Origin of the sequence: Larkinella knui, assembly GCF_003858645.1 — a bacterium.
Classification (GTDB): Bacteria; Bacteroidota; Bacteroidia; order Cytophagales; family Spirosomataceae; genus Larkinella; species Larkinella knui.
In genome coordinates this window covers 308,290-332,102 of the sequence record NZ_RQJP01000003.1, presented here as the reverse complement: position 1 = coordinate 332,102, position 23,813 = coordinate 308,290, and the positions used below count along the sequence as shown (strand labels likewise).

The following is a 23,813-nucleotide window of genomic DNA, read 5'->3' as shown; positions in this document are numbered from 1 at the left end:
AAAGTTAAACGTTAGGAGTTATGCCTGAAGACTTAAAAAGGCCCTGACGTGTCAGAAGGCGTCACCAGCGTTTAACTCTTGCCGGGTAACGCTTAACTAAATTCCACTAATACCTGGTTTTTTTCGACGGTTTGCCCCCGGCTGATGCGGACGGATTTTATGGTGCCGTCGGCGGGGGATTTGATGACATTTTCCATCTTCATCGCTTCCAGAATCAACACCGTATCCCCTTTACGGACCGCATCGCCGGGTTGAACGCTCAGGCTTAGAATCAGGCCCGGCATAGGCGCTTTAATGTCGTTGATTTTGGTCAGACTGGCCGCGCTCATGCCCATTTGTTCCAGCAGCAAATCGAAGCGATCCTGTAGTTTAACTGCGTAAACCGACTGGTTGATTTTTAGGGTAGCGGTTTTCTCCCTGGCGTCGAGGTCCAGAAGTTCAGCGGTATACGAATGATTGTTATGCAGGATATGAAACATCCGGTCGTTGAGACGAACCAGATCCCACTGGAAAGGCTGGCCGTTCAAAACCGGTTGATCACTGGAAAAATCGATTTCAAACGATTCCTGATCGTTTACGGAAGTGCGGAACATGGACAAGGAGGTTAGGGGTTAAGGCTCAGTTATTTTTTGTTGATTAAATAGACACCCAGCAAACAGATTCCCATACCGGCAACCTGCGGCCAGTGGAGCGGTTCGCCGTCGAAAAGCCCCCAAATTACGGCAACGACCGGGATTAAATACGTCACCGTGGAGGCAAAAACACCGGAAGTTAATTGAATTATCCGATTAAACAGGATCGTGGCAAAACCGGAGCCAACCATACCGAGGGTGATCAGCATCAGCAGGGCAGGGGTGGAGCCCGGCGCAACGGCCCGCGTCGGAAAATCAGTGGTTGCCAGACCGAGCAACGCCAGGGGGCCGACCATGGCAAATGTGGATGCCGTCGATAATAACGCCGGTAAATCGGTCAGATACCGGGCTACAATATTGATGTTGAAACCGTAACAAAGCGTGGCCAAAACAATTAAAAACGCGTAGCCATTGTAGGAAAATGACCCTGTGGCGCTAAAAAATACGAGGAAAACCGATCCGGCAAACCCCAGCAGAATACCGCTGACCTGCAAGAGTTTGGCCCGTTTACCGAACAACAGTACGCCGATCAGAAACGTAAACAGCGGACTGAGCGCGTTGAGCGTCCCGGCCAGTGAACTGTTCAGGTGCGCACCGGCGGTGGCAAACAGAATGGCGGGAATCAGGTAGCCGAGCAGCCCCGAACCCAGTAGCGGAAGCCAGCGGCTGCGCGGAAACTGTTTTCCCCGAACGACCAGATACGGCAGGAAAAAGAGAAAAGCCAGAAAAATGCGCCCCGTTCCGACCTGCATTGGTGAGAAAGATTCCAGGCTGTGTTTAATCAGAATGAATGACGTACCCCAGATCAAAGCGACCAGAATGAGAAGTAACCAGGCATGAAGCAGGCGTTTCGACTGGGGAGCCGAAACGGGTTCTGTGGCAGGGAAAGAATTTTCGGTAAATGGTTTTGTCATATTTCGAAAACCACCAGACGAGGCCCTTTGGTTCTACCGGTGACTAAATAGTTGCTGGCCAAATGGCTGGAATAGAAACTATTACCGCCGAATGGAGTTTTCATTGCTACCTGTAATTCATTGTGGCGCAACGGTTTTTGAATTTTTAACGTATCCGTATGCAACGCTAATTGCTGGATTCCTGTCCTGACAAGTAGTGCCCCATCTCTACAAAACAATAAAAATAATCAGCGTATAGCTAGAAACTTATCTGTCTCAGACCGGGTATGAAAGTGTCCATTATTATTCTGAATTACAACTCCAGCGGACATACACAGGATTGCATTGCCTCCATCCGGGAGCAGACACAGATCGCTGATTATGAGATTGTTGTTGTGGATAATGGTTCGCAAACCGAGGATTTCGGCCGCTTGTATTCGTTGACAAAACTGCCGTTTTTAAAGTTGATACGGAGTCGGGTTAATCTCGGTTTTGCCGGGGGAAATATGCTGGGTTTACAGCACGTTGATCCCGCATCACTGTACTACTTTTTCTTGAATAACGATTGCCAGTTGCTGGATGATGTTTGCAGCCGGTTATACGCGTTTATGGAGGAAAATAAATCGGTGGGCGTCTGTACGGGCCAGGCGATAAACCGGACGAATGACCATGAGCCGTCGTTCAATTATTTTCCTACGTTAAGCGAAAAATTGCTGGGTCAAGCCGTGGTCCGGTGGTTCAATCCGGCCGATTATCTGCCCCGTTGGCAAAAATACCGGGAACCGGTTCGGGTGCCGGTTGTAACCGGTAGCGCTCTTTTTGTGCGGTCGCTGGCTTACTGGCAGGTTGGCGGATTTGATCCTGCCTATTTTCTATACTGTGAGGAAGAAGATCTGTGCCGACGGCTCCGGGAGCGGGAGTGGAAAGCCATGCTGGTTCCGGATGTGCGGTTCCGGCATTTGGGCGGAGGAAGCACCCGGAAGAATCTGCTCATTGAAAAAGAATATTACATTTCTCTTTTCTATTATTTCCGTAAAAATGAGACACTACTCAAACAGGTGTCGCTTCAGTTTTTTTATACGTTGAAAGTGGGTAGAAAAGCCTTTAAAAGCAGTCATTTTGCTCAGCTGGCCTGGTTTATCCTGCGCGGCTCGCCCGGTCGCGAAAGCTTGCGCTATCGTCAGGGATTAACCGTTATTTCCAGCCAATCAGTTGATCATCAGCTAACTATTTCATTACAGCCATTATGAAAATTCCCGGAAGAGTGCCCATTTCCATTGTGGTAATTACGCTGAATGCCGAAAGAACATTAAAACAGGCACTGGAGTCCGTAGCGGAGTGGGCCGATGAGATTGTCATTGTCGATTCGGGAAGCACCGATGCGACCCTGCACATTGCCAGACAGTTTAATTGCCGGGTTATCTACCGCAAGTTTAACGGCTTCGGGTCTCAGAAACAATATGCCGTCAATCAGGCCAAAAACGATTGGGTGCTGGTGCTCGACGCCGACGAAATCGTATCCGAGCAACTCGCCAACGAAATTGCTGCCTTGTTTATCAGTGATTTACCGATTTGTGCCGGGTATACACTGCCCCGAAACCTGATTTTTCTGGGCCGGGTTTTACAGCATAGCGGCCAAAACCGCCAACCGGTTTTGCGGCTATTCAACCGGCGGAAAGGCCATATCACGCCCGTACCCGTTCATGAGTCCGTCCAGGTGGAAGGGCCCATTGGCCAGCTTTCGGGCCTTTTGATTCATTACAGTTACGGATCGCTACACGATTATGTGCTGAAAATGAATCAGTATACTACCCTAAGTGCCGAAGAAATGGCCTTACGGCACAAGAAAGCCAATATCCCCCTGCAAGGACTACGCTTCCTGTTTACGTTTCTGAAAATCTATTTTTTCAAAGGTGGGCTACTCGATGGGTATCCCGGTTTTGTCTGGGCTTTATTATCGGCGGTTTATCCGGTTATCAAATATTCGAAGCTTCAGGAACTGCACGACGGCGACGAAAAGCTGAAAACCAGACCGGAACTGGCGTTCGACAGGTTGTAGGACCAGTCCTACAACCTGATCAGTTCGGCCTCGTATAGTTCACTGATTTCATTCAGAATACCGGCAATTTCTCCTGCCGTTTCTGCCTGAACGAGCCGGAGCCGGAACGGTTTAAAGTTTTCCAGACCCTTAAAATAATTCGTATAGTGCCGGCGCATCTCAAAAATACCGGTTTTTTCACCTTTCCAGCGAATGGAAAAATCGAGATGCTGCTTGCAAACCGCCACACGGTCGGCTAGTGAAGGAGGGGCCAGGTGTTCGCCCGTTCGCAGAAAGTGTTTGATTTCGTTAAAAACCCACGGATAGCCGATGCTGGCCCGTCCGATCATGATCCCGTCAACGCCATACCGATTTTTGTACGCCAGTGCTTTTTCGGGGCTATCAATATCGCCGTTTCCAAAAATAGGAATCTTGATACGGGGATTTTCTTTGACCCGGCCAATCAAGGTCCAGTCGGCTTCCCCTTTATACATTTGCACCCGCGTCCGACCGTGAACCGTCAGGGCCTGAATACCAATATCCTGTAATCGTTCCGCTACTTCCAGAATATTCCGCGTGTTATCGTCCCAGCCCAGACGTGTTTTTACCGTTACGGGCAAATGGGTGGCTTTCACGACGGCTTCGGTCATTTTGACCATTTTCGGAATATCCTGCAACAAAGCCGCCCCGGCGCCCCGGCAAGCCACATTTTTAACGGGACAGCCGTAATTGATATCGATCAGATCCGGATTGGCGCGGGTTGCAATTTCGGAGCAGGCCTGCATCGTTTCAATATCTGACCCGAACAACTGAATGCCAATCGGACGTTCGTATTCAAAAATATCCAGCTTCCGGACGCTCTTGGCCGCGTCGCGGATGAGTCCTTCCGATGAGATGAACTCCGTATACATTAAATCTGCCCCATTGGCTTTACAAACCGCCCGGAACGGCGGATCGCTCACGTCCTCCATAGGAGCCAGCAGCAGCGGGAATTCACCCAGTTCGATTGTTCCGATTTTAACCATATACCGCTAACACTGTATTTTCAAAAGATGTTCTGCCGAATTCCCGCAAACCAAACGACGGCTGGCTGGTGCGGGTTAAAACGCTGCTTTAAAACCCCGTATTGATTTAATGATCAAACCGGCCGGACTATTTTAGAAAAAACCGGTCTGGTTTTAAATTCCTTACGGGTTTGGGCGTAAATTTACATCAATTATGGAAAACTTCCGCCCAACCCGTTCGCCCAATCCTCCCTTGCATCCATTTCGTAGCCTGCTGGTTCTGCTGGGGTTTGTTTTGCTGGGGATGTCACTGGGCGGTTTGCTGGCCGGGCTGTTTATCGCCGGCTGGGCTTCGGCAAATGGGAGCAAATCCGTTGCCGATATAACCGACATTTTGACCAATCCCGCCAGCTATCCGGGAAGCTGGCATTTACTGATGCTGATTCAGGCCGTGAGTCATTTGTGCTCATTTCTGCTACCCTGTCTGGTATACCTCCGTTTGATCGAACATCGCCCCTGGTCGGAATTCAATGTCCGTCCGTTACCGATGGTTCAGTCACTGGGTCTGATTGCCCTGCTGACGATTACGTTCATGCCCTTCAACGGGTTGATGATCGAATGGAACCAGAACATGGACTTTCCGGAGATGCTCGCCGGTCTTGAAGAATGGATGAAGCAAAAGGAAGACCAAATGACGGGTCTGACGACCTTTCTGACCAATTTTACGTCGCCACTCGATCTGGTCATTGCGTTGCTGGTGATCGCCGTCATTCCGGGTATTGGCGAAGAGGTGTTGTTTCGGGGAATGGTGCAGCGGAAACTGGCCCAGTGGACCGGAAATGTTCACGTAGCGATCTGGTTATCGGCTCTGATTTTTAGTGCCATTCACGTCCAGTTTTACGGTTTTGTGCCCCGGGCGCTGCTCGGAGCCTTGTTTGGCTACATTTATGTGTGGTCGGGGAATATCTGGGTGCCAATTCTGGCACACGCGGTTAACAACGGGTTTACGGTTTTGATGGTCTGGTTATACCACCGTCGGATGATTTCGGTCGATATCGAAAATACGAATTCGGTTCCTTTGACCGGCGCGTTAATTTCATTACTTTTAACAATAGGTTTCTTAGCCTTTTTTCGAAAAACGAATCAATCGCCGTCCCAGCCATATGTCTGATCAGTGGGAAAAAGTACTGGTGACACCTACCACCTACCGCGCCGAACTGGCAAAAGTGTTGCTAGCCGAACACAAAATCAATGCTGTTGTCGTCAATAAGAAAGACAGTAATTACCTCTTGGGAAATTGTGAGGTCTATGTACAGGCAGAGGATGCCGCTATTGCCAAAATCCACCTGATTTCAGCCGATTTAGAGTATTAAAAGGAGAATGGGGACTTCTGAACGGAAGGGATGGTATCCCATTTCCGTTTGGCCATCCACTTCTCACGGTCATTTTTTCGCATAAGAGATAACCGTATAGATGCCTTCTTTGGGTTTACCGGACATTTCGAGTGTAATCACCGTTCGGGGGGTTTCCCAAACGGTCGACCGGCTCAGATGGCTGAGCAAAACGGCATCACCATAATGGTCGGGGCGGTCTTTATACAACGGATAATTCCAGGACCAGTAATCGCCGGAGGGCGTGCCGTAACGATCCGACAAGATCTTGAAAAGGGCCTGGTAGTCGTCCCAATGTTGTTGAGCGCGGATGTGCCGATCGGTAAAAATATACAGTGCACCTGCCAGTTGATCGTTAACGAAGGCAAATTTTACCGAAACCGGAAAATTATAAAACCAGTGCTGGCGGTATTGGAGTGTCGTGTCAGTAATGCGAAAAGGAGTCGATTGTTCCACGGATTGAACCTCTTTGCTGGTCATGCCCCAACGGAGTGAGCGAATGTCAGTATCCGGTTGTTGACCGTTTCCTGCCAATTGAAAAAACAGACCAAGCAGAACAAAGAACATACAGGACGGGGATCGGAGAGTAGAACAGTGACGAATTGAACTCTTTTGATTGAGAACTGTAAATAAAGATAAAAATAGACGGAAAGAGAAACCGATGTATGAATGACCTGTTCGTATTTTGTTATTTTCGCCGGATAAACCACCCTGATTTGTAGTTAAATTACTACATGAAAGCACGTTTGAATCGGATGACGAACCTGCAACAACGCGTAATTGCGGCTGCTGGCGGTGTCATCATCATCATATTTGGTATCTGGTATAGTGACTGGACGTTTGCTTTGTTGTTCTGTGCAATCAGTGCGTTGACACAACTGGAGTTTTACAAATTGCTCGGTCTGGATGGCAATCAACCGCTGACGTATTACGGCACAGCGGTGGGTTGTTTGATCTGTTTTCTGACGTATCTAATTGAAAAACAAATCGTTGATTACGACAGCTACTTTCTGATCTGTCCGGCGGCATCCATGATCTTTTTAATTAAGTTATATAAAAAGCGGGATTTAAAACCATTTACCAACATTGGATTTACATTCCTGGGGTTGATATACGTGGCCGTACCGTTTGCGCTTTTGAACGTACTGGCGTTGCGGGGCGGCACCTACCATCCGGGCTTGATGCTGGGTTGCCTGCTGCTGTTGTGGGCGAGTGATATCGGGGCGTATTTTGCCGGCACTAAATTCGGACGGAGGAAATTATTTGAACGGGTGTCACCCAAAAAATCGTGGGAAGGATCCGTTGGCGGGGCCCTGGCGGCTGCCATCATCGCGTTTTTTTTAACTATTTTTGTCGATGATCTTCGCCCCTGGGAATGGTATTGTGTGGGAGCGATTATCGTTGTAACGGGTACCTACGGTGATCTGGTCGAATCGCTGTTTAAACGCAGCATCGCCATCAAGGATTCCGGCTCGACGATTCCGGGGCACGGGGGTTTTCTGGATCGTTTCGACGGGCTTTTACTGGCTGCCCCGTTTATTATTACCTTTTTGAAACTGTTTGCGTAAAAATTGGACAGGGCCTGGCGTTGCCATCTCGCTGTCGGGCGCAACAGAATGATAGACAATACGCCTTCAAGACCGGCGTTTTAAGATTGAGACATGAAGACTTCGTTTATAAAAATAGTAACCGTTCTGGCCATCGCGTCGGCATTTGTTTTGACGGGCCGTACCGCTGTTCGGGCGCAGGGGCAGGAAAAACTCATCATGTTTACCGGGATTATAACGGCCGGGAAAACGTCGGAGCCCTTGCCGGAAGCCTATATTTCCATTCCGCGGGCTGGTCGTGGCGTGTTGTCCAACAGCATTGGTTATTTTGCCATTCCGGTTTTGCCGGGCGATAGCATCGTGTTTAGTTACCTCGGTTTTAAAAAGCAGTATCACATCATTCCGCGGAGGCTCACGGAGCAGTCCTATTCGGCGGTTGTGGCTATGCAGGAAGATGTGCAAATGCTGACGGAAGTAAAAGTCTATCCGTATCCTACCGAAGAACTCTTCAAACAGGCTTTTGTCAATCTGAAGTTGCCGGATGAAAAAGAGCGGGAAAACATGGCCCGCAACCTCAGTGCCGAGTCTATGCAGCGATTGGCCGCCCTGACTCCGATGAGCGCGGCCGGTAATTACCGGTATTACCTCAACCAGCAATGGTTTGGCCGCGAATCCATGACGGGCCGCGGCCAGCTGACGACCATTCCGTTCCTGAATCCGTTCGCCTGGGCCAGTTTTATCAAATCGGTCAAAAACGGGGATCTGAAGAAAAAAGACTTCCGGCAGGAACTCAATGCGACTCCGCCGGAAGGATTGTCGCGGCAGGATATTCTGAAAAACAACTGAGCTTTCCGGTAGCTCTCTATAGGCTACCGGGCTTCTTCAAACGTCAATAACCGGGTCGTTTGTCCGTCAAACCGGGCGTACGTATTGAGATTGATCCACTCTCCCAAATTGATATACCGGCTATTTTCGGCCACTTTCAGATCCAAAGAAAGGTGACGGTGCCCGAAGATGTAGTAATCGTGGTGCTGGCGGTTTTCTATTTCCCTGCAATATTGCCAGAGCCATTCCTGTTCGTCGCCTTTGAAAAGATCGGGTTTGTTGTGATCGGACGCTTTGCGGTTTCGGGACCAGCCATTGCCAAAAAGCAAGCCGAGATCGGGGTGTAGCCAGCGAAAAAGCCAGCGGGCCAGCCCATTTTCAAATACTTTTTTGAGCTGCTTGTACGTAAAATCGCCGGGGCCAAGGCCGTCGCCGTGGCCAATCAGGAAATGTTTGTCGCCAATCTGGTAAGATTTCGGCAGCCTGTAAACCGGTATGCCCATTTCTTCGGTAAAATAATCCGCCATCCACATATCGTGATTTCCGGAGAAGAGGGTCAGTTTTACACCACGGTCTGACAATTCGGCCAGTTTTCCCTGGAGACGGCTGAATCCTTTCGGGATGGCGTGTTTATATTCAAACCAGAAATCAAACACATCGCCGACCAGAAAAATGGCTTCGGCGTCTGCACTAACCGCATCGAGCCAGCGAATAACCCGGCGTTCCCGCTCGCGACTGAGTGTGGGGGTGGGCATTCCTAAATGAAAGTCGGAAGCAAAGTAAACAGCTCGGTCCGGTGGGAGCTTTAGGTGTTCAATAGAAAGCATGAATATTTTTTCAGGAATACAAAGGTAACACATTGCTTCTTTACCTCCGAAACTCGCATATTGCAATCTCAAAGACGAGACCGTCGTTTAACCCCTAGTTTGAAGAGATGATATGAAAAAACGGTTTATTGCGTTAGTTGGTTTAGTAGGATTGATGGGCTTATCGGAGGAGGGAGGCCAGTCGGCACAAGCCCAATCGCAGTTGGCGATGGTAACGAAAAATAAGCCCGCAGCAGTTGAAAAGTTGCTTTTTGATCGTGTACTGGTTTATGAGCAAACCGATTATAATGGGTCTGTGGTTCGGTATCAGGTGTTGTTGAACACAAAAACCGGTCAGTTTGGGTTTGACCGGAAACTGGCCAATCTAAGTTTTCCCGGCGTAGTAGGCGGGTATACTTTCGTAACCGGGCAGGCCGACGGAAGCTACCGGGTTTATGTTGCCGACAAGTATGAAGGAAAGATTATTATGCGGTATAACGTCGGACGGTCTTATTATGCCCCGAATCACGCCGATGCCTGCCGGAACCGGTTCCAGAAACGGTATCGCCCTACGGGTCGTGAAGGGAGCCAATATGGGCTCACGGCGACCGAATATACCGCCAGCCTGGGCCGTAAAGACACTGAATGGCTTTGGGTAGCCGAAGTTCCGTTCAACTCCTACCCCCTGTACCTGTTCAATGAACTCGCACTGGAAGCCAAACTGCCGGATGCCCATAGCATTAATTTCTCCGCGTCACTGGCACCCAATGAATTACTGGTGCAGTCTAAAAAAGAATACTATTCTGAAAAAGTGAACGGAAAACCGGCCACGAGTACACTGAAACTTATTTATTTTGGCCCAACCAGCCACTTTTTCGATGTAACCGGGTATCGATTTAAAGAGTGATTTTGATGCGGATCAACCCAACTCCGCCATTTAATTTTCCGCTTATTCCAAAACAAAGAAAGCCGACGAGAGTCGGCTTTCTTTGTTTCAAATGGGATCAGATCTCCTGATTAAGACAGGGCTGGCAGATCCGGCGTTGGCAGGGGTTGAGTTTGCTCCGGTTTACTGTTGGTACCGATTTCCTCCTCAACCACTTCACTGTTATTTTTATAAGCCTGGTATGTAGTCTCTTTCTGGAAAGGACGCTTACCAAGAATGCGAACCAGATCTTTCTGGAAAAGAATTTCTTTCTCAAGCAATTCCTTCGCTACGGCTTCCAATCCTTCGCGATTTTCAGCGAGAAGCGCTTTCGTCCGGACATACGCCTGATCGATTATTTTGCGAACTTCATCGTCGATGGCTTCGGCGGTTGCTTCAGAATACGGTTTATTGAACTGGTATTCGCTTTGTTTTGAATCGTAAAACGAAACATTGCCAATTTTGTCATTCATACCGTACATCGTCACCATGCTGTACGCCAGCTTGGTAATCCGTTCGAGATCGCTCAGGGCACCGGTCGAAATTTTACCAAATACATTTTCTTCAGCGGCACGGCCACCCAGCGTCATACACATTTCATCGATGAGCTGTTCGGTGCGGTATAAATACTGTTCACGGGGCAGATACTGCGCATAACCCAAAGCGGCCACACCACGCGGTACAATAGTCACTTTGACCAGCGGATCAGCGTGTTCCAGGAACCAGCCCGTTACCGCGTGACCGGCTTCGTGGTAAGCCACAATTTCTTTTTCTTCCGGCGCAATAAGCTTGTTTTTCTTTTCCAGACCACCAATAACACGGTCCATCGCGTATTGGAAATCCGACATATCGACCGATTCTTTATTCCGGCGGGCGGCAATCAGGGCCGCTTCGTTACACACATTGGCAATGTCGGCACCAGCAAAGCCCGGCGTTTGAGCCGCTAATTCTCTGGGATCGACATCCGGATCCAATTTGATCGGTTTCAAGTGAACCTTGAAAATGGCTTCCCGGCCAACAATATCCGGTTTATCAATGCTGATCTGGCGGTCGAACCGACCGGGACGCAGCAGAGCCGAATCCAATACATCGGGGCGGTTGGTAGCGGCCAGGATAATGATACCGGAATCGGTAGCAAAACCATCCATTTCAACCAGGAGTGAGTTTAGCGTATTTTCACGCTCGTCGTTCGCTCCCGGCATCGATCCGCGGCCACGTGAGCGGCCAACAGCATCGATTTCATCGATGAAAATGATACAGGGTGCTTTTTCCTTGGCTTGCTTGAACAAGTCCCGAACGCGGGCGGCCCCTACACCGACAAACATTTCGACAAAGTCGGAACCCGACAGCGAGAAGAACGGAACGCCCGCTTCGCCCGCAACGGCTTTTGCCAGCAACGTTTTACCCGTACCCGGAGGTCCTACCAGCAAAGCCCCTTTTGGAATTTTGGCGCCGAGTTTGGTAAACTTCGTCGGATTTTTCAGGTAATCGACAATTTCTTTAATTTCTTCTTTGGCTTCATCCAGGCCCGCAACGTCGTTGAACGTAATCTTGACCCGGTTTTCAGCATCAAACAAGGCGGCTTTTGATTTTCCGATGTTGAAAATCTGACCACCCGGTCCGGCTCCTCCCGACATCCTTCCCAGCAGGAAATACATGGCCAGAATCATGACGATGAAGAAGCCCCACGTTTGCAGAAAACCGCTCCAGTCGCTGCGCTGTTCGATTTTGTAATCAATTTTCTCGTTGTCAGGAACCCCCTCCTGAATGCGATCCAGGTCTTTTTTGAAAGACTCGGCCGACGATACCCGGAAACTGAAATGGGGACCGGATTCGGAATTGAAATAGGATTTGTCCTGGAACTGAGTACGATATTTCTGTTGGAGCGCCTGTTGAGTCAGGGTCACTTCTACAACATCATTGTTCACAATGACGATCTTTTCGACTTCCTTATTCTTAACCATCTTTTCAAATCCGCGGATGGTCGTCTCCCGGACGGCGCTGCTGCGGTTGAAAAAGGTTATCCCGAGGATCGCTGCAATCAGGATCGCTACAATCCAGCCCTGGAAGTTGGGCCGACGGGGAGTTCTGGGTGAAAGTGGATTTCTATTATTATCAGGCATTTTTGCAACAGAATTACGGCTAAATACACAAAAAAGGAAACACCATTTGGCAATGGATTGTTTCTACTGAGTTCGGGTTTCGATAAGCGGAGAGTAACCGGGGTAGATGGTCGTATGAGCGGATAAGCACTCGTTCAATTACCTGCCTTTCGGATCAGACCGTTTTTATCAGGCAAAGGTTTCCTCCACCAGGTGGATTTCAGCGTCACCCCAAAGTTGCTCGAGGTCATAAAAAACCCGGCGTTCTTTTTTGAAAACATGGACAACCACATCCACATAGTCAAGAAGAATCCATTCCCGATTCATTTTTCCTTCCTCATGCCAGGGATTAATCTGACTGGCTTTGAATACTTCTTCTTCGACAGAATCGGCGATGGCGTCGATCTGCGTATCGGAGTTCCCCGAGCAGATAACGAAGTAGTCAGAAATTGCATTTTTTACGTCGCGCAGATCCATGACAACAATGTCAACGGCTTTCTTTTCCTGCATTCCCTTCACGACGAGTTTGCACAATTCTTCGGATGATAAGTCCTTTTGTTTATTAATTCTCATGCTACTGGTTTAAATTGCAAAGACCGAAAGCAGCGGGTACGTGGCTATTTACCAGATTTTGCACCATAATTCGGCATTCATCCAACTAAATGTATTAAAAATTTGTACAAGTTTCGACCCAAAACCCTTTTTCTTGGTCAAAAAATTAATTATCTGCCAACTTGTCAGTCAACCAACGACGTTGCCGCCGACCTCATTGCTACCGAAACCGCCCTGGACGGAGCGGTCGTCATTACCGGTAACCAAACCGCCGGGCGAGGCCAGCGGGGGAACCAGTGGGAAGCACAGCCCAATCAGAACCTGACATTTTCGGTCATCTTACAACCTTCGTTCTTACAGGCTTCTGAACAATTCTGGCTAAACATCGCCGTTTCACTCGGTATCAGTGATTGGCTGTCTGGTTATGTTGGCGACCGGCTGAAAATAAAGTGGCCGAACGATCTTTATGTACAACAGCGTAAAATTGGTGGAATTTTAATTGAAAATACGCTTTATGGCTATACAATCGCTTGGTCGGTGGTCGGCATTGGGCTAAATATCAATCAAACCCGGTTTCAAACGCCAACTGCGACATCCCTCAGTAATGAAACACCAAATGACCAGGATTTCGTTCTGCCCGAGTTATTTCCATCGCTGGCAGAGTCGCTCGAAGGCCGGTATCTGGCTTTACGATCGGGTCAACGTGATTTGTTAAAAACGAATTACCTGCAACGTTTATTCCGTTACCAGGAAGAAAGTGATTTTATTGCTGAAGGCATACGCTTTCGAGGAATCATCGTCGGCGTGGAGGAAACCGGTCGATTAGCGATTCAGGTAGGGGAAAAACTGCGATTATTCGCGTTTAAAGAAGTGGAGTTTGTGATCGATTGATCACTGACGAGTGACATGCAAATCGGATCAGGTGGTCTTGCGTGATCCTTTAATGAGAGCTGCAATACCCAAAATGATCACCGCACCGACAAAGGCGGTCAAAACCCGGTCGAGAAGGCCACCGGCGCCCGTTGAAAATGTGTTCCCAAAAATCCAGCCGCCAACAAAGGCTCCGGCAATTCCGAGTAAAATCTCCGTGAATAAGGAGAATGAGAAGCGCTTAAAAACGATATCCGCCAGCCACCCGGCAATGGCGCCTACCAGAATAGTCATTAACAGTCCCATGGCGTTTGAAGAGTTTAGTTTGTAGCCAATAGAACTCGGAATGAGCCGGTTTGTTTACCGGCACCTCCGGGCTGATGGCATCATTCGGCTGAACGAATGCCGATTACCGCCAGCATCCGGCCCGTAGTTCCGTTCCCGGCCCGATAGGAATAAAAATCCAGGTTGTGTAAAACCGTTGAATACGGCGAGATTCCAATTTGACCCATCGGAAGACCGGCTTTGGCGAGTTGAGCCACATTGGCGGCTTTCAAATCGATCCGAAACTTCTGTTGCGCAGGGTCGAACTGTTTATACGCCTTGTCAAACTGGTCGGCCACTTCATTGCCTACTTCAAAGGAACACAGGTCGATGCACGTTCCAACATAGGCGTAGCAGTCGGCGGGCTGCGTACCAAATTGCTCCTGCATGGCGGCAACGGTTTTTTCGACGATTCGCGCTACCGTGCCGCGCCAACCGGCATGAATGGCGGCAACGGCTTTTTGACCGGCATCATAAATCAAAATGGGGGTACAGTCGGCCACCGTAACCGTCAGGAAATGGTCGGGGCGGTTGGTAATCAGGGCGTCATACCCTTCAAACCGTCCCGGTTCAGTGACTTTCAGAATACGATCCTGGTGAACCTGGTGCGAAGAAACGACCTGTTCGGGATCAATAGCGAGGCTGGCAAAAAAGCGCCGACGGTTTTCCTGCACATTTTCGGGCGCATCCGCCGTATTCAGGCCAACATTGAGTGACGCGAATGGCAAAGGGCTGACTCCGCCATGACGCGTACTTTCGGCGGCAGTTACGTTCCGAAAGGGTTGAAAAACCGTGGGAATCAAGTGAAGGGTTTCTAAGGCCGTCATTTCGCATCATCGGTTGTATATAATTCTGCATTATCCATCTTTAGCTCATCAAAATTTTGAATTAAGACCCATAATTCCCGCTTTTTATAAGCCTATTTCTTGAAAATGCAGTATTAAATGCTAAGTTAATTGTCTGATTATCTGTGTGTTATCTTTGTTTTTGGCGATTGCCGTTTGATTACTCATCAATAAAATAAACCGTTCGTCTGTTTCGATCAACCGTTAGCGTACTTTGTGTCGTTCAGCATTGAATTACCCTGCTATATTTGAATCGTCAATCAAGACGTAAACAACAAATAACACGTAAAAACACACACCATGAAAAAGTTCATTTTTTCCGTATTCGTAGCGCTGGCGGTAAGCGCATCCACCGTAACTTTTGCCAATACCGACAACGAAAAAGCCGCTGGTTCATACCAGGTTGGCATGTATCCTTCATTGGAAGCAGCTAAAGTAAATGTACTGGTTGCCAAAGAAAAAGGCTCTTTCCTGAACGTCCAACTTCTGGACGCCAAAGGGCTGGTTCTGGCTACTCACCGGTTGAATAAAAACGAAACGGCTACTCGTACCCGTTTTGACCTGAGCCAGCTGGAAGATGGAACGTACAAAATAGTTGTAGGCGATGGCGCTTCACAGGTCATCAAAGAAGTTAACCTTCAAACCAAAACACCGGTTCAACCTGAGCGTTTAATTTCATTGCGCTGATAATCCGGCAATTCCCAATTCATAAAAAGAGCCCCGATCCTGCGATTGGGGCTCTTTTTGGTTTACTGAACCTTGTTGTAAGCGCTTCGAAAGTACTTTACGCTTTCGGCAATTTCGGGACCGTTGTTTTCCCAGTGGTATTCATATTCCACCGAAATCGGGCCTTTGAAACGCTGGCGTTTGAGTTCGGCAATGACCGCATCCACTTTGCAATCGCCAGTTCCCCAGATTACATCGTGGTGTTTGCCATCCGGCGAATCTTTTTTCACATCTTTAAAGTGCATACCCAAAATATGGCCCTGCAATTTTTTTAGACAATCGACCGGATCCAAACCCGACCGAACCCAGTGGCCAATATCGGCGCAGGAACCTACGTATTTGCTCGTGCCGATAACCGCCAGCACCGAGTCGGGATGCCAGTAATGCGACGGTTTTGGGTGGTTATGAAGCGCAACGTTGATCTTGTATTCGTCGGCCATACGGCCAATATAAGGCATCTGTTCCACCTTGGGTTCGGTGTTGATGTTGGTAATGCCCAAATCTCTGGCAAATTCGAACAACGATTTCCAGTCGGCTTCGTTGGGCGCATTGACCACACCAAAGGCAACCAGTGTCAGCCCTTTGTCCTGTAGCATTTTTTTTACGGCCTGGCGGGTTGCCGCATCCATTTTAAAGTCCATTTTGCCTTCAATACCACCACCGATGGTCTGACCCGGAAAGGCCTCGACGTATTTCAGTCCGCAGCTATCGATTTTACGGATTGCTTCGGCGAAGGTGAACAGGCGGAAGGAATACGATTGGGAGCCGAGTTTCCAGCCAGCTTTGTCTTCAGGATTGCGTTGAGCAAAAGATGATAAGGTGCAGAAAGCCAGCAAACCGGCCAGGAGCACAACGTTTTTCATGCGTTTCATGTAGTCAGGATTTATTTTACACCGTAAAAGTAAAAGAAATCTAAACCCGGATTACGGTATTTCCGTGATTAACCAGGTTTTCTTTTGGCCTCCACTGACGGGTTTGTCTACTCGTTCCGATCGGAAAAACAGTTACATCAAAACACCCTGAAAAACCTCATCCAGTTTACTGACCGGCTGGATTTTGATTTTGTAACTGCTAAAATCGAGCCCTTTTATGTTGTATTTTGAAATAAAAATCTGCTTGAATCCCAATTTCTCCGCTTCCGAAATCCGCGATTCTACGCGGTGAACGGCACGTACTTCGCCCCCCAAACCGACCTCGGCGGCAAACGCCACGGACGATGGAATGGAAATGTCCTCGTAACTCGAAACAATAGCCGCGCAAACCGACAGATCGATTGCCGGATCTTCCACTTTCAGGCCACCCGCCACATTCAGAAATACGTCCTGCTGACCCAGCCGAAAGCCCCCGCGTTTTTCGAGAACGGCCAGCAACATCTGCAGTCGTTTCGCATCGAATCCTGTGCTGCTCCGTTGCGGAGTTCCGTAATTGGCAATGCTCACCAGCGCCTGAATTTCGATCAGCAGCGGGCGGTTTCCCTCCACCATCGAGCCGATGGCAATACCGCTCAGGGCTTCATCCCGTTGGGAAATCAGGATTTCCGAAGGGTTGGTAACCTGACGGAGCCCCGTACCCTGCATTTCGTAAATGCCGAGTTCGGATGTACTCCCGAAGCGGTTTTTGGTGGTTCGCAGAATCCGATACGTCGTGTGCCGGTCCCCTTCAAACGTCAAAACCGTATCCACCATGTGCTCCAGCACTTTGGGGCCCGCCAGCGAACCATCTTTCGTGATGTGCCCGACAATAAAAACCGGTGTGCCACTTTCCTTGGCGTATTTCATAAATTCGGCGGTACACTCCCGAACCTGCGAAACGCTGCCCGCCCCCGACTCGACCAGCGATGAATGCATGGTCTGGATGGAGTCGATAATGAGGACTTCCGGCTCAAAATGTTCGACGGTTCGGAAAATATTCTGCGTCGACGTTTCGGTCATGATGTAGCAGTCGCTGACCGGAACCGGCAACCGCTCGGCGCGCATTTTGATCTGTTGTTCGCTTTCTTCCCCCGATACGTATAAGACCCGCGTGTCGTTTAAACCCAGGGCAATTTGAAGGAGAAGGGTCGATTTGCCAATACCGGGTTCTCCGCCAATCAGCACCAGCGACCCCGGAACAATACCGCCACCCAGAACCCGGTTTAGCTCGGCATCGGGCGTTAGTGTCCGTTCCTGTTCTTCATAATTGATGGCGTGGATGGCTTTCGGCTTGGCGGCCGTTTTGGTGGTAGCCGAGGGGCGCCAGTTACCGGCTACGGGTTCTTCCTTCGTAATTACCTCTTCCACAAAGGTGTTCCACTCGCCACAAGCCGGGCAGCGGCCCAGCCATTTGGGAGCCTGGGTGCCGCAATTCTGACAGAAAAAAGTTGTTTTTGTTTTTGCCATTAAACCTTTGGTTACAATCGCGCTTCTAAGCAGGGTGCGATGACAAAATAGGGGTAGATCCTCCGTTACGTGTCATGTGAGAAACTCGCTTCTGCAAAGAAAGTGATGGAGTCGTAAAGTAACAATATAGCAAAAAAAACTGGTTTTGCATAGCACATTTGCCATCGTTCACGTTATCAATTCACTCAAACTTCGCTTCAGATGAAAAAAATCCTGTTTTTGGGTCTGGTCATGATCCTTCCAACCTTAACGTTTGCTCAGTTTAGTTTTGGTATCAAAGGAGGGGTGAACCTGTCGCAGTTTACGACCGGCGATTTTGTGACCACCCGGCTGAATGCCAACGGAACTCCCCAGGTCAATGTCAGCGGCCAGACGATTCGCGATAACCTGAAGGAAAGTTTCAATAGTAAAACCGGTTGGGCCTACGGGATTTATACCCGGTTTGGAAAAAATATTTACCTCCAGCCCGAATTGCTGGTTTCGTCGAAAGGGGGCTCATTTGATATTGTTCGGGATATCGACGGGCGGCCGACCACGGAAACCGTATCCATCAAAACCACCAATTTCGATGTGCCGATTTTGCTTGGGTTAAAAGGTGGTCCGCTCCGGGTTGTGGCCGGCCCAATCGTATCGTTCCGCATCAGCGACGATCAGAAGCTGCGCGATGCCCTGCGGGATTATACGTCCGGCAGTTTGAATAATGCACTGGCCAAGGCGACCTACGGGTATCAGGTTGGGGTTGGCCTCGATCTGGGACGGCTGGGCATCGACGTCCGTCGGGAAGGCGGTTTGTCCGATGTGGCCGCCGTGAATCTGGGCGGGGATGCCAATTCGGCCCAGTTTAGCCAGCGGCTGAAGTCGTGGCAGGTAACCCTGGCTTTGCGACTATTCTAAATCGTATAAAGCCTTCCGTTCAGCGCCCCGTAATCGTTTTTACCGATTACGGGGCGCTGTTTTTGAATACCGTTGAAGTACCGTTTGCACAGTTTCTGCAACAGAATTGGGGCCTTTCCAGTAATTTGCCTTCCAAGTATTCTCATCCAAAAAACAACGCTAATGAAACATTTTTTATGGATTCTCGCCCTGGTGCCTTCCCTCTCTTTCGGCCAGTTTGGGGGCGGCAAATTCTTCACTTTTGGCCTGAAAGTAGGCGCTAATTTCTCGCAACTCAATTCCCTGGAGTTGAAAACACCCCGGTTAACGAGTGGCGGCATCCCGGTGATGTCGGGGGGGCAAATTGTGTACGACTTTTTTCGAAATAACGATAACCGCACGACCGGCATCGTTGGTGGTGCTTTTTTTCGTTTTGGCCGCAAACTCTACCTTCAGCCCGAACTGCTGATTTCTGCGAAAGGCGGGAAATTCGATCTGATTCAAACCGGTCTGGCCACCCAATCGATCGATGTCAAATTTACCACCTTCGATGTGCCGGTGTTGGTCGGCTTCAAGCTCGGTCCGTTGCGCCTGAATGCCGGACCAATGATGTCGCTGACGATTTCGGAAAATAAAAATCTGAAGGATTCCTTTAAACAGTATACGACGCAGCCAATCGATGAGACGTTTAAACAGGCCGTATTTGGGTATCAGGCCGGAGCGGGTTTGAGTTTAGCCGGTTTTCAGGTCGATCTGCGGTATGAAGGAAATCTGTCGGACCTCTCGCAAATTGGTATTCAAACGCCCGGAAACGATGAGCGATTTACGACAAAATCGACGCTTTGGCAGTTGACATTAGGGTATGCGTTTTGAGCGGAAAGGGCAAAAAAACATGCCGTTGTCACGTCCCAAAGGGAGCCGACAACGGCTGTTCTGCTCAACTAACCCAAAATAAACCGTAATAAGTAGTCGTGTCGAAAGCAATCAGTTAAATAAGGATTGCATAAAGAAGTTTAACCGCTGGCTGATTTCCTTCATCCGGCGCCGGGAGATGGTCACCTCCTGGCCATCCGTCAACCGGACGATCCGCTCCGTGGCAAAAACACTGAACTGCACGTAAGCCAGGTTGATGATTGTCGATTTGTGAATGCGCAGGAACATCGTCTGATCCAGCATGGTTTCAAACGCTTTCAGGGTTTTGGAAACCAGATACCGCTTTTTGTCGCGCGTCGTAATGAAGGTGTAGTTACCTTCTCCGTGCAGACTAACCACGTCATCCACCGAGATCATAATGTTACGATTCAGGTAAGGCAGCGCAATGCGATTGGCATTCCGTTGATACATCCGGGGAAACAACGGTTGCAGTGTCGAAGAGGAAGGATATGCTAACGATTCCATGGCGATTTGCGATTAGAGTTTTGTTTATGTTTTTTGTTGTTACTGACATGACAAAACTAGTCCAAATAGCCGTTCACTAAAAAAGAAGGCTTGATTTCCAGTGGCTTACCGTGTTGGTTAAGCGGCTGAAAATCAAGCCTTTGGGTTGTAAATTGTACGGTTACATTCCGTATATCTCCTTGACCGATTACGTATTTCTACGTGTTACTGATTTGCGTATACTACACAGTACCATGCGGGTATTGCGCGGTTACAATTAGTGAATGGTTGCCGGTAAAAAGTTGCGGATCCGATCCATGAAGTTTTGCGCCCGGCGACGCGAAATTTTAACCTGCTGTCCGTCGTTCAATTCCAGTTCGCCTTCTTTCTTGACATAGAACCGACGTACGTAGCAGAGATTGACGATGCAGGATTTATGAACCCGTACGAAAGCCTCTCCATCCAACAATTCTTCGTACTCTTTTAAGGTGCGGGATACCAGCATGCGGGTGCCGTCTTTGAGGAAAAAATTGGTATAATTTCCGGAACCTTCCAATCGGACAATTTCTTCGAGTGAGATAGTTCTTTTTCGATCGTAAAAAGGAATAAGCAGCTTCTGGGCAATTGAGGAGGTGGACTTTTTTTCCACACTTTTGGGGAATTTTGTGGACACTTGGTCGAAAAGGTTTTCCTTCAGGATGGATTCCATAATTAATCGAGTAAGTTTGTGTAACAATGGATACGTTTGATAATGAACAGGTTGCCTCTGATTGTGCGGGATTTTTACGGATGTGCCCCAGTCGCCTGTTGCCAATACAGTGCCCAACAACCGTACCGGGACCTGTGACGAGCGGTGAATAGGAATGTTTAACGGAGCACAGAAAATGGTTATCTTTGCAACAACCCGGATTGATTAGAGAGCGTATGCTGGATAGAGTCAAAGAAATTTATCAGGAGATTGAACATTTTCAGATTCAATCGAAAGACGAGTTGGAACAATTCCGACTTCGGTATATTGGGCGCAAAGGCGTGGTTACGGACCTGTTTGAGAAGTTGAAACAGGTGCCGCAGGAAGACCGCCGGGCGGTGGGTCAGGAGTTGAATTCGCTCAAGGATTTTGCCCAGCAGCGGTTTAAAGAATCCAGCACATCGCTGGAAAACAGCTTCAGTGAGGACGTTCAGCCCCCGGTTGATTTGAGCCTGCCGGTTATTCCCAACCTGTATGGAGCGCAACACCCGCTCAACCTGGTTCGCCAGCAGATTATCAGTATTTTCGGGCGGATCGGCTTTAGCGTTGCCGACGGGCCCGAAATTGAGACCGACTGGTATAACTTTGGTGCGCTGAACTTTCCGGACAATCACCCGGCCCGCGATATGCAGGATACGTTTTTCGTCGACAAGAAGAGCAATGGTGCCCCGGCCGACCTGCTCTTACGGACGCATACGTCGAATGTCCAGATCCGGTTGATGGAGCATCAGAAATTCAACACCACCTTTCAGCCGATCCGCGCCATTATGCCGGGGCGGGTGTATCGGAATGAGGCTATTTCGGCCCGTGCCCATTGCATGTTCCACCAGGTTGAAGGGTTGTACGTAGACAAGAACGTTGGTTTTAAAGACCTGAAAGACACGCTCTATCATTTTGTGAAGGAGATGTTTGCCAAAGATGTGAAGATTCGCTTCCGTCCGTCGTATTTTCCTTTTACCGAGCCCAGCGCCGAAATTGATATTTCCTGTCAGATCTGCCACGGATCGGGCTGTCCAATTTGTAAATACAGTGGCTGGGTCGAAATTGCCGGTTCCGGCATGGTTGATCCGAACGTGCTCATCAACTGTGGGGTCGATCCGGAAGAATATACCGGGTACGCGTTTGGAATGGGCGTTGAGCGGATTACGCAACTTCGCTACGGCGTAAACGACCTGCGTCTGTATACCGAAAATGATGTTCGGTTCCTCCGTCAGTTTCAGGGCGCATAAACAGAAGTGACGCCGGATAGGGTAAGAGAAAGGAATAGGAAATAACGGTTGAAGGGTTTTTAACTTCAAATTTCTTTTTTCCTATTTATTACGTCTTTTCTCTTACTGCTATCCTTTCACTTCTTTTTTTTGTCTAAAATTTATCCCTGATTTCCAGTTCCCGCTTCTTGCTTCTTTTTTTTGTCTAACTTTATCATTCATATTGTATTCGTCAGCTTCGTGTATGCGGATGTGGTGCTTGTGTTGATGTGTTAGTTCCCATGCAATATCGTCTTTATGAATTTATTAGTCGAACTGAAAGAAAATTTAACCGATCCGGTCGTTTCCCGGGCGGCCTACTACGTTGATGAAAATCCGGAAAAAACCCGGATCGCTCTTGAAGGGCTGATTCATACGGTAGTTGCCGGTCTGATGAAACGGACAACGACCGAAATCGGGGTGAATCAATTATATAATGCAATTCAGAAGGGGAAGTTCGATGGCAATCTCGTGGCCACCTTTCCCGAACTTCTGCGTGATCCGGAGCAAATCAATCGGTTGGCCGAACTGGGTAGTAACAGCATCAGTCATTTGCTTCCAGCCATGAAAAGTGCCATCGGTCTGGCCATTTCCGGTTATGCAAACATCAAGAACTCGGCGGCTATTACACTGCTGGGGCTGGTTACACCCCTGGTTCTGGGAACGTTGAATAAACTGGTGGTGGAAAAAAAGCTGGACGCTGACAGCCTGGCCGCACTTTTGGCCGACCAGCGTGATCACCTCATCGAAATGACCCCCGAACGGCTGCTCGACCGGATTGCCGAGGGGTTGAACATCCAGCAATTGCTGGCGGTGGGGGTGACCCCGGCCAAGCGCTCGGCAGTGGCCGACCGGTCGCCCATTCAGGAACGCCAGCGGTTTACGCCCGAACCGGAAGAAGAAGGCAACGGTTCGCTGGTGAAATGGGGAATCGGAGCCCTGGTGGTGCTGGCTTTGGCAGGTGCCGCATACTACATCTGGAATAATACCCAGTCGTATTCATCGGCCAACGAAGAAGAAGCTACATCGACTGAATTTGTTGATTCCGCAGCCATAGCCCCGGCAGATTCGGCCAGACTCCGTCCGACCAATACCGCACGGGCCGATTCGGGGGCAACAACCGCTTTGCCGACAGCCTCAACCGCCGTCGGGGCAACCAGCCCCGCAATCACTGCTTTAGCGGGTTATCTGACCAATCCGCAGGCTCCGGCAGGACGGAGTTTTAAAATTCCGGCACTCGACTTCGAACCGGGAACCGACCGGCTTAAACCCACGGGTTTAGCGGCTGTAGGGGAGTTGTCGACGTTGCTGAAAAACAATCCGGTTGTACAAATTCGACTGGTTGGTTACGCCAACGATGCCATTCCACCGATGGGAAATAAAGCTTTATCGGTTACGCGGGTACTGAATATTAAAAATCAACTGATTAAATCGGGTGTCAATTACATTCGGATTGATGCGATTGGCCTGGGTACGGGAATCAAACCCGGCGACACCACCGCCATCGGTAAACCGAGGTTGAAGCAAATCGATGTAAAAGTGGTTATCAAATAAAGAACATCGGCAGGAGCCGCTCGAAAGACGTTGTGCTCCTGCCAATCCTGTCCCTTCCCGCGTCCCGCACGCAAAAATTTTCCAACATCTCCCGTTCCTGGTTGTTTGCTACCAACAGGGAAGCGCCGATACCGCTGGTTCGTGTATCGGCGGTTG

General features: G+C 49.2%; 26 protein-coding genes. 13 read left to right on the top strand and 13 right to left on the bottom strand.

Annotation, left to right across the window (positions count from 1 at the left end; translation table 11 throughout):
* Positions 1-92: 92 nt before the first annotated feature.
* Entirely contained in the window at positions 93-593 is a 501-nt protein-coding gene (locus tag EHT87_RS15395) for an acyl-CoA carboxylase biotin carboxyl carrier protein subunit (protein WP_124907541.1), read from the bottom strand.
* A gap of 29 nt (positions 594-622) precedes the next feature.
* Complete coding sequence (locus tag EHT87_RS15390) at positions 623-1,546, bottom strand: DMT family transporter (RefSeq protein ID WP_124907540.1); 924 nt, start codon at positions 1,544-1,546, stop codon at positions 623-625.
* A gap of 266 nt (positions 1,547-1,812) precedes the next feature.
* On the opposite strand from EHT87_RS15390, the gene EHT87_RS15385 reads away from it, so the two are divergent.
* Both EHT87_RS15385 and EHT87_RS15380 read left to right on the top strand, forming a co-directional pair.
* Entirely contained in the window at positions 1,813-2,775 is a 963-nt protein-coding gene (locus EHT87_RS15385; RefSeq protein WP_124907539.1) for a glycosyltransferase family 2 protein, read from the top strand.
* The gene (locus EHT87_RS15380) at positions 2,772-3,584 is read left to right on the top strand and encodes a glycosyltransferase family 2 protein (protein ID WP_124907538.1); all 813 of its coding nucleotides are present in this window, start codon (positions 2,772-2,774) and stop codon (positions 3,582-3,584) included. The genes EHT87_RS15385 and EHT87_RS15380 overlap by 4 nt, the downstream gene beginning before the upstream one ends.
* A gap of 8 nt (positions 3,585-3,592) precedes the next feature.
* On the opposite strand, the gene dusB is transcribed toward EHT87_RS15380, so the two are convergent.
* A complete protein-coding gene (gene dusB, locus EHT87_RS15375; protein WP_124907537.1) occupies positions 3,593-4,588 on the bottom strand; it encodes a tRNA dihydrouridine synthase DusB in 996 nt (331 codons plus the stop codon).
* A 193-nt stretch (positions 4,589-4,781) separates the two neighbouring features.
* Between dusB and EHT87_RS15370 the strand changes: the two genes are divergently transcribed.
* Complete coding sequence (locus EHT87_RS15370) at positions 4,782-5,738, top strand: CPBP family intramembrane glutamic endopeptidase (RefSeq protein WP_124907536.1); 957 nt, start codon at positions 4,782-4,784, stop codon at positions 5,736-5,738.
* Positions 5,731-5,940: a DUF2007 domain-containing protein gene (locus EHT87_RS15365; RefSeq protein ID WP_124907535.1), complete on the top strand. Its 210-nt coding sequence runs from the start codon at positions 5,731-5,733 to the stop codon at positions 5,938-5,940. The genes EHT87_RS15370 and EHT87_RS15365 overlap by 8 nt, the downstream gene beginning before the upstream one ends.
* Positions 5,941-6,009: 69 nt before the next feature.
* On the opposite strand, the gene EHT87_RS15360 is transcribed toward EHT87_RS15365, so the two are convergent.
* Positions 6,010-6,525 carry a hypothetical protein gene (locus EHT87_RS15360; RefSeq protein WP_124907534.1) on the bottom strand — a complete coding sequence of 172 codons (516 nt, stop codon included), beginning with the start codon at positions 6,523-6,525 and terminating at the stop codon, positions 6,010-6,012.
* Between the two features lie 167 nt (positions 6,526-6,692).
* Between EHT87_RS15360 and EHT87_RS15355 the strand changes: the two genes are divergently transcribed.
* Together EHT87_RS15355 and EHT87_RS15350 are read left to right on the top strand one after the other, a co-directional pair.
* On the top strand, positions 6,693-7,526 hold the full coding sequence (locus EHT87_RS15355; protein ID WP_124907533.1) for a phosphatidate cytidylyltransferase: 834 nt from the start codon (positions 6,693-6,695) through the stop codon (positions 7,524-7,526).
* 93 nt (positions 7,527-7,619) lie between these two features.
* A complete protein-coding gene (locus tag EHT87_RS15350; protein WP_124907532.1) occupies positions 7,620-8,351 on the top strand; it encodes a carboxypeptidase-like regulatory domain-containing protein in 732 nt (243 codons plus the stop codon).
* 23 nt (positions 8,352-8,374) lie between these two features.
* Here the strand turns inward: EHT87_RS15350 and EHT87_RS15345 are convergent, their stop codons facing one another.
* Positions 8,375-9,157, bottom strand: a complete 783-nt coding sequence (locus EHT87_RS15345; RefSeq protein WP_124907531.1) for a UDP-2,3-diacylglucosamine diphosphatase — start codon at positions 9,155-9,157, stop codon at positions 8,375-8,377.
* A gap of 112 nt (positions 9,158-9,269) precedes the next feature.
* On the opposite strand from EHT87_RS15345, the gene EHT87_RS15340 reads away from it, so the two are divergent.
* The gene (locus tag EHT87_RS15340; protein WP_124907530.1) at positions 9,270-10,043 is read left to right on the top strand and encodes a hypothetical protein; all 774 of its coding nucleotides are present in this window, start codon (positions 9,270-9,272) and stop codon (positions 10,041-10,043) included.
* 110 nt (positions 10,044-10,153) lie between these two features.
* Here the strand turns inward: EHT87_RS15340 and ftsH are convergent, their stop codons facing one another.
* Positions 10,154-12,184 carry an ATP-dependent zinc metalloprotease FtsH gene (gene ftsH / locus EHT87_RS15335; RefSeq protein ID WP_124907529.1) on the bottom strand — a complete coding sequence of 677 codons (2,031 nt, stop codon included), beginning with the start codon at positions 12,182-12,184 and terminating at the stop codon, positions 10,154-10,156.
* 168 nt (positions 12,185-12,352) lie between these two features.
* A complete protein-coding gene (rsfS, locus tag EHT87_RS15330; protein ID WP_124907528.1) occupies positions 12,353-12,736 on the bottom strand; it encodes a ribosome silencing factor in 384 nt (127 codons plus the stop codon).
* Between the two features lie 102 nt (positions 12,737-12,838).
* Here rsfS and EHT87_RS15325 point away from each other — a divergent pair, with 102 nt between their 5' ends.
* Positions 12,839-13,606, top strand: a complete 768-nt coding sequence (locus tag EHT87_RS15325; RefSeq protein WP_124907527.1) for a biotin--[acetyl-CoA-carboxylase] ligase — start codon at positions 12,839-12,841, stop codon at positions 13,604-13,606.
* 27 nt (positions 13,607-13,633) lie between these two features.
* Here EHT87_RS15325 and EHT87_RS15320 read toward each other — a convergent pair whose 3' ends face one another.
* A complete protein-coding gene (locus EHT87_RS15320; protein ID WP_124907526.1) occupies positions 13,634-13,891 on the bottom strand; it encodes a GlsB/YeaQ/YmgE family stress response membrane protein in 258 nt (85 codons plus the stop codon).
* Positions 13,892-13,971: 80 nt separating this feature from the next.
* Positions 13,972-14,736 carry a peptidoglycan editing factor PgeF gene (pgeF, locus tag EHT87_RS15315; RefSeq protein ID WP_124907525.1) on the bottom strand — a complete coding sequence of 255 codons (765 nt, stop codon included), beginning with the start codon at positions 14,734-14,736 and terminating at the stop codon, positions 13,972-13,974.
* 318 nt (positions 14,737-15,054) lie between these two features.
* Between pgeF and EHT87_RS15310 the strand changes: the two genes are divergently transcribed.
* Positions 15,055-15,441 (top strand): T9SS type A sorting domain-containing protein, encoded by a 387-nt coding sequence (locus EHT87_RS15310; RefSeq protein ID WP_124907524.1) that lies wholly within the window; start codon positions 15,055-15,057, stop codon positions 15,439-15,441.
* A 62-nt stretch (positions 15,442-15,503) separates the two neighbouring features.
* On the opposite strand, the gene EHT87_RS15305 is transcribed toward EHT87_RS15310, so the two are convergent.
* Positions 15,504-16,343, bottom strand: coding sequence for a sugar phosphate isomerase/epimerase family protein (locus tag EHT87_RS15305; protein ID WP_229321118.1), 840 nt, complete (start codon positions 16,341-16,343; stop codon positions 15,504-15,506).
* A gap of 141 nt (positions 16,344-16,484) precedes the next feature.
* Entirely contained in the window at positions 16,485-17,858 is a 1,374-nt protein-coding gene (radA, locus tag EHT87_RS15300) for a DNA repair protein RadA (RefSeq protein ID WP_124907522.1), read from the bottom strand.
* A gap of 201 nt (positions 17,859-18,059) precedes the next feature.
* Here radA and EHT87_RS15295 point away from each other — a divergent pair, with 201 nt between their 5' ends.
* Together EHT87_RS15295 and EHT87_RS15290 are read left to right on the top strand one after the other, a co-directional pair.
* The gene (locus EHT87_RS15295) at positions 18,060-18,752 is read left to right on the top strand and encodes a porin family protein (RefSeq protein WP_124907521.1); all 693 of its coding nucleotides are present in this window, start codon (positions 18,060-18,062) and stop codon (positions 18,750-18,752) included.
* Positions 18,753-18,914: 162 nt separating this feature from the next.
* Positions 18,915-19,604: an outer membrane beta-barrel protein gene (locus EHT87_RS15290; protein WP_124907520.1), complete on the top strand. Its 690-nt coding sequence runs from the start codon at positions 18,915-18,917 to the stop codon at positions 19,602-19,604.
* 111 nt (positions 19,605-19,715) lie between these two features.
* On the opposite strand, the gene EHT87_RS15285 is transcribed toward EHT87_RS15290, so the two are convergent.
* Positions 19,716-20,129: a LytR/AlgR family response regulator transcription factor gene (locus EHT87_RS15285; protein ID WP_185716238.1), complete on the bottom strand. Its 414-nt coding sequence runs from the start codon at positions 20,127-20,129 to the stop codon at positions 19,716-19,718.
* A gap of 256 nt (positions 20,130-20,385) precedes the next feature.
* Complete coding sequence (locus EHT87_RS15280) at positions 20,386-20,817, bottom strand: LytR/AlgR family response regulator transcription factor (RefSeq protein ID WP_124907518.1); 432 nt, start codon at positions 20,815-20,817, stop codon at positions 20,386-20,388.
* Between the two features lie 215 nt (positions 20,818-21,032).
* Here EHT87_RS15280 and pheS point away from each other — a divergent pair, with 215 nt between their 5' ends.
* Together pheS and EHT87_RS15270 are read left to right on the top strand one after the other, a co-directional pair.
* Positions 21,033-22,085, top strand: a complete 1,053-nt coding sequence (gene pheS / locus EHT87_RS15275) for a phenylalanine--tRNA ligase subunit alpha (protein WP_124907517.1) — start codon at positions 21,033-21,035, stop codon at positions 22,083-22,085.
* 276 nt (positions 22,086-22,361) lie between these two features.
* Positions 22,362-23,657: a DUF937 domain-containing protein gene (locus EHT87_RS15270; protein ID WP_124907516.1), complete on the top strand. Its 1,296-nt coding sequence runs from the start codon at positions 22,362-22,364 to the stop codon at positions 23,655-23,657.
* Positions 23,658-23,813: the final 156 nt, after the last annotated feature.

Coding starts and splice junctions, on each gene's coding strand:
- EHT87_RS15395 (WP_124907541.1), bottom strand. CDS start 593: ATGTTCCGCACTTCCGTAAACGATCAGGAATCGTTTGAAATCGATTTT.
- EHT87_RS15390 (WP_124907540.1), bottom strand. CDS start 1,546: ATGACAAAACCATTTACCGAAAATTCTTTCCCTGCCACAGAACCCGTT.
- EHT87_RS15385 (WP_124907539.1), top strand. CDS start 1,813: ATGAAAGTGTCCATTATTATTCTGAATTACAACTCCAGCGGACATACA.
- EHT87_RS15380 (WP_124907538.1), top strand. CDS start 2,772: ATGAAAATTCCCGGAAGAGTGCCCATTTCCATTGTGGTAATTACGCTG.
- dusB (WP_124907537.1), bottom strand. CDS start 4,588: ATGGTTAAAATCGGAACAATCGAACTGGGTGAATTCCCGCTGCTGCTG.
- EHT87_RS15370 (WP_124907536.1), top strand. CDS start 4,782: ATGGAAAACTTCCGCCCAACCCGTTCGCCCAATCCTCCCTTGCATCCA.
- EHT87_RS15365 (WP_124907535.1), top strand. CDS start 5,731: ATGTCTGATCAGTGGGAAAAAGTACTGGTGACACCTACCACCTACCGC.
- EHT87_RS15360 (WP_124907534.1), bottom strand. CDS start 6,525: ATGTTCTTTGTTCTGCTTGGTCTGTTTTTTCAATTGGCAGGAAACGGT.
- EHT87_RS15355 (WP_124907533.1), top strand. CDS start 6,693: ATGAAAGCACGTTTGAATCGGATGACGAACCTGCAACAACGCGTAATT.
- EHT87_RS15350 (WP_124907532.1), top strand. CDS start 7,620: ATGAAGACTTCGTTTATAAAAATAGTAACCGTTCTGGCCATCGCGTCG.
- EHT87_RS15345 (WP_124907531.1), bottom strand. CDS start 9,157: ATGCTTTCTATTGAACACCTAAAGCTCCCACCGGACCGAGCTGTTTAC.
- EHT87_RS15340 (WP_124907530.1), top strand. CDS start 9,270: ATGAAAAAACGGTTTATTGCGTTAGTTGGTTTAGTAGGATTGATGGGC.
- ftsH (WP_124907529.1), bottom strand. CDS start 12,184: ATGCCTGATAATAATAGAAATCCACTTTCACCCAGAACTCCCCGTCGG.
- rsfS (WP_124907528.1), bottom strand. CDS start 12,736: ATGAGAATTAATAAACAAAAGGACTTATCATCCGAAGAATTGTGCAAA.
- EHT87_RS15320 (WP_124907526.1), bottom strand. CDS start 13,891: ATGGGACTGTTAATGACTATTCTGGTAGGCGCCATTGCCGGGTGGCTG.
- pgeF (WP_124907525.1), bottom strand. CDS start 14,736: ATGACGGCCTTAGAAACCCTTCACTTGATTCCCACGGTTTTTCAACCC.
- EHT87_RS15310 (WP_124907524.1), top strand. CDS start 15,055: ATGAAAAAGTTCATTTTTTCCGTATTCGTAGCGCTGGCGGTAAGCGCA.
- EHT87_RS15305 (WP_229321118.1), bottom strand. CDS start 16,343: ATGAAAAACGTTGTGCTCCTGGCCGGTTTGCTGGCTTTCTGCACCTTA.
- radA (WP_124907522.1), bottom strand. CDS start 17,858: ATGGCAAAAACAAAAACAACTTTTTTCTGTCAGAATTGCGGCACCCAG.
- EHT87_RS15295 (WP_124907521.1), top strand. CDS start 18,060: ATGAAAAAAATCCTGTTTTTGGGTCTGGTCATGATCCTTCCAACCTTA.
- EHT87_RS15290 (WP_124907520.1), top strand. CDS start 18,915: ATGAAACATTTTTTATGGATTCTCGCCCTGGTGCCTTCCCTCTCTTTC.
- EHT87_RS15285 (WP_185716238.1), bottom strand. CDS start 20,129: ATGGAATCGTTAGCATATCCTTCCTCTTCGACACTGCAACCGTTGTTT.
- EHT87_RS15280 (WP_124907518.1), bottom strand. CDS start 20,817: ATGGAATCCATCCTGAAGGAAAACCTTTTCGACCAAGTGTCCACAAAA.
- pheS (WP_124907517.1), top strand. CDS start 21,033: ATGCTGGATAGAGTCAAAGAAATTTATCAGGAGATTGAACATTTTCAG.
- EHT87_RS15270 (WP_124907516.1), top strand. CDS start 22,362: ATGAATTTATTAGTCGAACTGAAAGAAAATTTAACCGATCCGGTCGTT.